The sequence below is a fragment of the Sulfitobacter brevis genome (genome assembly GCF_900112755.1).
Lineage (GTDB): Bacteria > Pseudomonadota > Alphaproteobacteria > Rhodobacterales > Rhodobacteraceae > Sulfitobacter > Sulfitobacter brevis.
The window spans coordinates 1-4,563 of record NZ_FOMW01000053.1 but is presented as its reverse complement, the minus strand read 5'-3'; the positions used below and the strand labels follow the sequence as shown (position 1 = coordinate 4,563).

Genomic DNA, 4,563 nt, shown 5'->3' with positions numbered 1-4,563 from the left:
CTAGCTTAAGCGGCTGGATTCCTAGCTTAAGCGGCTGGATTCCTAGCCTCAGAAAGCAAAGGTTGCTTATAAACAAGGGCTTATGAGGCGTGAACTCTTAGAACTTATAGAACAAGAAAGGCGCTTCGCGCTTTTTTGGTAAATATGGATTGGTTTAAGAGGGTGTTTGGCAGGTGTCGCACTCAAACGGGATCGAGGCGGATATCCAGTTTGGCGCCTACAGCATCAGCAAAGCGGGCCAGCTTTTCGATGCTGATATTTTGACGCGCCCCTTCGATGCGAGAAATCTCACTCTGCTTTGTGCCCATGCGCTCGGCGACTTCGGCTTGAGACAAGCCAGCCGCCGCCCGCGCTGCAATGAGTTTGCGGGCGAGATTAAATTCAGGTTCGAGGGCGTCGTAAGCAGCCTTATTGTCAGGGCCGCTCAGAAACTCTTTTTTCAGGTCAGCCAGTTTGGTCATGTTACCTCCTTCGCCCGCTTGCGGGCTGTTTTAAGTGCGGTCTTTGGCGTCTTCTGTGTTTTCTTCTGGAACGCATGAACAACAACCAAGCGCTGTCCTGACGCCTTCACGTAAATTGCACGGGCTATCCCGTCCTTGCCGCTCATACGGATTTCCCAAAGACTGCCCGCGCCAGACAGGGACCGCACATGCGGCATCCCGACATTTTCCGGCCCTTGCTCCGTCAACAGGTCTGCAATCCATAAGAACCGGGCAAACAGATCACGCGGCAGCTTTGTCAGCTCGCGGTCCACACGCTTGTCCAATGTCTCTACTGACCACATATAACATATATGTTATAATTAGGCGTTAAGGTCAAGAGGGGGAGATATTGGGAAACCTTGACTACTTGACCATTTGTAGTTACGTTTCTACATTAAAGTGCTTAGAAGGACGTGACCCATGGGAATGACAACGATCAACAGCCGAACGTTCAACCAAGACGCCAGCGGTGCAAAGCGGGCTGCGCAGGAAGGGCCAGTGTTCATCACCGACCGAGGCAAACCTGCGCATGTGTTGCTTAGCATTGAAGCCTACAGACGGCTTACAGGACCGCAGGAAAGTATTCTCGATTTGCTGGCTGATCCAGACGCGGCAGACGTATCCTTTGAGCCGGATCGTTTGCGTGACCTCACACGTCCGGCTGATCTTTCCTGATGTTCATCCTCGATACGAACGTGGTGTCCGAACTGCGCAAAGCAAAATCAGGCAAGGCGGATGCCAATGTCGTTGCGTGGGCTGGGGCCCAGGACCCGTCCGCGCTCTTTTTGTCCGCCATCACGCTTTTGGAACTTGAAATGGGCGTCAGGCAGATGGAGCGGCGTGACAGCACGCAAGGCGCCGTTTTAAGGGCTTGGATGGCTGATCGCGTGCTTCCGGCGTTCGAGGGCCGTATCTTGCCCGTAGACGGACCTGTGGCGCTTTGCTGTGCCGCTTTGCATGTCCCAGACCCCCGCAGTGACCGAGACGCCCTTATCGCCGCCACAGGGATCACCCACGCTATGCCCATCATCACACGCAATGTTGCCGACTTCGAGCCAACAGGCGTTCAGATCATCAATCCGTGGGAGCCGATGCCATGACAACCAACAGCCCGACAGCGCCCCACCTCAAGTCAGAGGAGGCCATCATCGAGGGGATCGAGTGTGGGATTGCGGATATCAAAGCGGGCCGGACGGTCAGCCACGAGGCCGCAATGGCATCTTTGCGGAAGGTTATCGCCGCCGAGGAATGGCCGGACTGATCAATCGTACCAGAACATGCAGCCTTCTCGGCCAGCTGTATTGGTCAAATCCTCACCGCCCGCCGGGTTGCAGTAGATGCGCGGATATTGCCCGAACTCACGGGCATCGCCTCGTCCTTGTATCAAAGCCATCGCCAGCACCCCAATAACGGCCCCTGTGGCGAGCATAGACGCCAACCACACCCAGAACCCGCCAAACCAGCGCCAAGCTTCCCTACGGGCCTCTCCGGCGGCCTGTGAGAGCTTCGCGCGTTCGTTGTCTAGGTCGTGCCGGATTCCGGCCATGGCGCTCTCAGCGGCCCTCGTCGCGGCTTGTGTGGCGCTGCGGGCCATCTGGTCACGGTCAGATTCCAACGCTTCCTGAATTTCCCCCGGCGCATCCTCGGTTGCCTTCACCATCCTCAAGACGGCTCCCATCACAGCATGGTTCAGCGTTTTGGCCTCGTCCTTGTTGAGGCTGGTGCGCTGCAACTGGTCCATGTCCTTGCGGATCAGGGTCAGCTCGTCGGCCAGTATCTGGAATGGGTCCTTGCTCATGCCGGGTCCGCCTTGGCCGCTGCCTGATCCAGTTCATCCAACAGCCCAACCAGCTCTTTCTGATCGACGTCACGGGTGGCGTTCTTGCGCAGGGTTGCCGCCATCCAGCGTGCAATCTTCGGGTCTTTCAAAGCGGCATTAGTCACGATGGCCCCAACGATGATTTTCCGGCGGGTTTCGCTGGCTTTCTGTCGCGTTTTAAGGCGGGCCAGTTTTGCCTGTGTTGTTGCGATCTGCTGATCTATTGTCCGCGCCATTCTGGTCTCCTTTGCCACCGTCTTGAGTTGCTTTTAATCTTAGGCCACGGTAGAGAGCAAGACACGAAGTGCCCACTTATACAAACGCTGCGCGTTTGTGTGGGTAGGGGAGACTGGCGTTTCCCCTTAACCCCTAAGCAAAGTGCAGCCCCAGAATGGCGATCTATCATTTACGCGCAACGATGATTTCCCGCAGTCAGGGCCGCAGCGCCACGGCGGCTTCCGCCTACCGCGTGGCCGAGCGGATTGAAGACCGCCGCACCGGGCTTGTCTTCGATTACGCGGCGCGGGGCGGTGTCGATCACACCGAAATCCTCGCGCCGGACCACGCGCCGGATTGGGTCCATGACCGATCCGAGCTGTGGAACCGCGTCGAGGAATCCGAGACCCGCAAGAACAGCCAGGTCGCTCGCGAGGTGCGCGTGGCCCTGCCCGACGAGCTGACCCATGCGCAGCGTGTCGCCCTGGTCCGCGACTACGCACAGGCGCAGTTCGTTGACCGTGGCATGGTGGCTGACATCGCCCTCCATGCGCCGGGGCGTGAGGGAGACGAGCGCAACCATCACGCACACATTCTGCTGACCACCCGCGAGATCGACGCCGAGGGCTTTACCACCAAGAACCGCGACTGGAACAAGGTCGAGGTTCTGGAGAGCTGGCGCGAGGCGTGGGCGCGGGACAGCAACGCCGCCCTAGAGCGGGCGGGCATTGAGGACCGCGTGGATCACCGGACGCTAGTGGCGCAGCGCGACGAAGCGCTTGAGCTGGCATCGGCGGCGCGGGACCGCGGCGACGAAGGTGCGGAGCTGCACGAGACTGTGCGGGCCATGTCGCTGGACCGCCCGCCTCTACCCCAGCTTTCTCTTGGGGCGTGGCAGCTCAAGGAGCGCGGCATTGAGGTTGCCGCCGTCCGCGTCTGGCACGAGGTCAAAGCGCAGGCGGTTGAGGTCAGACAGATGGCACAGGAGCTGGCCGGACAGGTCCGCGACTGGCTGGACCGTGCGGCGGAGCGGGTCATGGACCGTCTAGGGTCTGGGCAGTCCGAAATGGCGCTTGCAGGAGGGCGTGACGGCCGCGAGGAAGAACCTGACCTTGCCACGCGGTTGCGGGATGCGTGGGAGGCGCGGCAGGGCCGTGAAAAAGAACAGGGTGCCGATCTGCCGGAGCGGGAAGCCCCGCAGGATTTGGCGGCACGTCTGCGCGAGGCGGCGGCGGGGATCGACCCGAATGCTTTAGCGGATCGTGCAACCGCGTTGCGTGAGGGCCGTGAGGCCGAGGAGCGGCACACCGCGCAGGAGATTGCGCGAGAACAGGAACGGGTGAGAGAGCTGGAGCGCCAGCAGGAGATCGAGCGGGAAGCCCATCGCGACCGAGGGCATGGGATCGAACGGTGAGGGTGGTTTCAACAAACGGTGGTTTCTGGGGCAGTGATGCAAGCGCAGCGAAGGGCCGCTTAGTCGATGGGGCGAGTGATCAGGATGATGGATCCCCTTAACCGCCATCGCGCGCTTCCACCTCCTGCAGCCCCATCTGGAGGAGGATGTTCTGCTGGCCTGCATAGCTGCTGAGCGCGGCGTTTCGGAGCGCACCCTGGACAAGCCAATGATTGTGCGATCTGCCCACCGCAGCCCGGAACACAACCGCGCCGTTGAACTTTCCTCGCCCTACCGCGTTGATACATGATCCCCGAGATCAGCCCCCAACCCAAAGGTTATCATGGCTCGTTCCTCAATCATCGTTATAGGCGCTTCGGCGGGCGGAGTGGCTGCATTGCGGTCCTTGGTTGCCGCGCTGCCGCGTACATTTTCCGCCCCTGTTCTCGTTGTCCTTCATATCGGCGCGTACCGAAGCGAGTTGCCGACACTTCTGAACACGGCTGGCCCGGTCCCGGCCAAACATGCCGAGGACGGCGAAACCATCCTTCCCGGTCACATCTATGTAGCGCCGCCGGATCGCCACCTGATCGTCGCGGGCGGACGGTTGCGCCTTTTGCGTGGTCCGAAGGAAAACTGTGCGCGGCCGGCCA

General features: G+C 60.2%; 9 protein-coding genes. 5 read left to right on the top strand and 4 right to left on the bottom strand.

Translation table 11 applies throughout. The annotated features are described in order from the left end of the window. Nucleotides 1-182: 182 nt before the first annotated feature. On the bottom strand, nt 183-461 hold the full coding sequence (locus BM174_RS20580) for a helix-turn-helix domain-containing protein (RefSeq protein WP_093925656.1): 279 nt from the start codon (nt 459-461) through the stop codon (nt 183-185). Next, nucleotides 458-766 (bottom strand): type II toxin-antitoxin system RelE/ParE family toxin, encoded by a 309-nt coding sequence (locus BM174_RS20575; RefSeq protein ID WP_218152961.1) that lies wholly within the window; start codon nt 764-766, stop codon nt 458-460. The genes BM174_RS20580 and BM174_RS20575 overlap by 4 nt, the downstream gene beginning before the upstream one ends. A gap of 136 nt (nt 767-902) precedes the next feature. Here BM174_RS20575 and BM174_RS20570 point away from each other — a divergent pair, with 136 nt between their 5' ends. From BM174_RS20570 to BM174_RS21215, 3 genes are read left to right on the top strand one after another with little or no spacing between them, the layout of a single operon-like run. Next, nucleotides 903-1,157 (top strand): type II toxin-antitoxin system Phd/YefM family antitoxin, encoded by a 255-nt coding sequence (locus BM174_RS20570; protein ID WP_093925654.1) that lies wholly within the window; start codon nt 903-905, stop codon nt 1,155-1,157. Then, nucleotides 1,157-1,582, top strand: a complete 426-nt coding sequence (locus BM174_RS20565) for a type II toxin-antitoxin system VapC family toxin (protein WP_093925653.1) — start codon at nt 1,157-1,159, stop codon at nt 1,580-1,582. Before BM174_RS20570 ends, BM174_RS20565 begins: the two co-directional genes overlap by 1 nt. Then, nucleotides 1,579-1,743, top strand: a complete 165-nt coding sequence (locus tag BM174_RS21215; RefSeq protein WP_177209570.1) for a hypothetical protein — start codon at nt 1,579-1,581, stop codon at nt 1,741-1,743. The genes BM174_RS20565 and BM174_RS21215 overlap by 4 nt, the downstream gene beginning before the upstream one ends. On the opposite strand, the gene BM174_RS20560 is transcribed toward BM174_RS21215, so the two are convergent. Both BM174_RS20560 and BM174_RS20555 read right to left on the bottom strand, forming a co-directional pair. Then, nucleotides 1,744-2,280: a hypothetical protein gene (locus tag BM174_RS20560; RefSeq protein ID WP_093925652.1), complete on the bottom strand. Its 537-nt coding sequence runs from the start codon at nt 2,278-2,280 to the stop codon at nt 1,744-1,746. It abuts the gene before it with no gap. Next, nucleotides 2,277-2,537 (bottom strand): hypothetical protein, encoded by a 261-nt coding sequence (locus BM174_RS20555; RefSeq protein WP_093925651.1) that lies wholly within the window; start codon nt 2,535-2,537, stop codon nt 2,277-2,279. Before BM174_RS20555 ends, BM174_RS20560 begins: the two co-directional genes overlap by 4 nt. A 155-nt stretch (nt 2,538-2,692) precedes the next feature. Between BM174_RS20555 and mobQ the strand changes: the two genes are divergently transcribed. After that, a complete protein-coding gene (gene mobQ, locus BM174_RS20550) occupies nt 2,693-3,931 on the top strand; it encodes a MobQ family relaxase (protein WP_093925650.1) in 1,239 nt (412 codons plus the stop codon). 322 nt (nt 3,932-4,253) lie between these two features. Then, nucleotides 4,254-4,563: chemotaxis protein CheB (locus BM174_RS20545; RefSeq protein WP_281244882.1), on the top strand; the 310-nt coding region annotated here is incomplete at its 3' end.

What these genes read in the sequence shown, in the direction of transcription:
- BM174_RS20580 (WP_093925656.1), bottom strand. Translation starts at nt 461, where the DNA reads ATGACCAAACTGGCTGACCTGAAAAAAGAGTTTCTGAGCGGCCCTGAC.
- BM174_RS20570 (WP_093925654.1), top strand. Translation starts at nt 903, where the DNA reads ATGGGAATGACAACGATCAACAGCCGAACGTTCAACCAAGACGCCAGC.
- BM174_RS20565 (WP_093925653.1), top strand. Translation starts at nt 1,157, where the DNA reads ATGTTCATCCTCGATACGAACGTGGTGTCCGAACTGCGCAAAGCAAAA.
- BM174_RS21215 (WP_177209570.1), top strand. Translation starts at nt 1,579, where the DNA reads ATGACAACCAACAGCCCGACAGCGCCCCACCTCAAGTCAGAGGAGGCC.
- BM174_RS20560 (WP_093925652.1), bottom strand. Translation starts at nt 2,280, where the DNA reads ATGAGCAAGGACCCATTCCAGATACTGGCCGACGAGCTGACCCTGATC.
- BM174_RS20555 (WP_093925651.1), bottom strand. Translation starts at nt 2,537, where the DNA reads ATGGCGCGGACAATAGATCAGCAGATCGCAACAACACAGGCAAAACTG.
- mobQ (WP_093925650.1), top strand. Translation starts at nt 2,693, where the DNA reads ATGGCGATCTATCATTTACGCGCAACGATGATTTCCCGCAGTCAGGGC.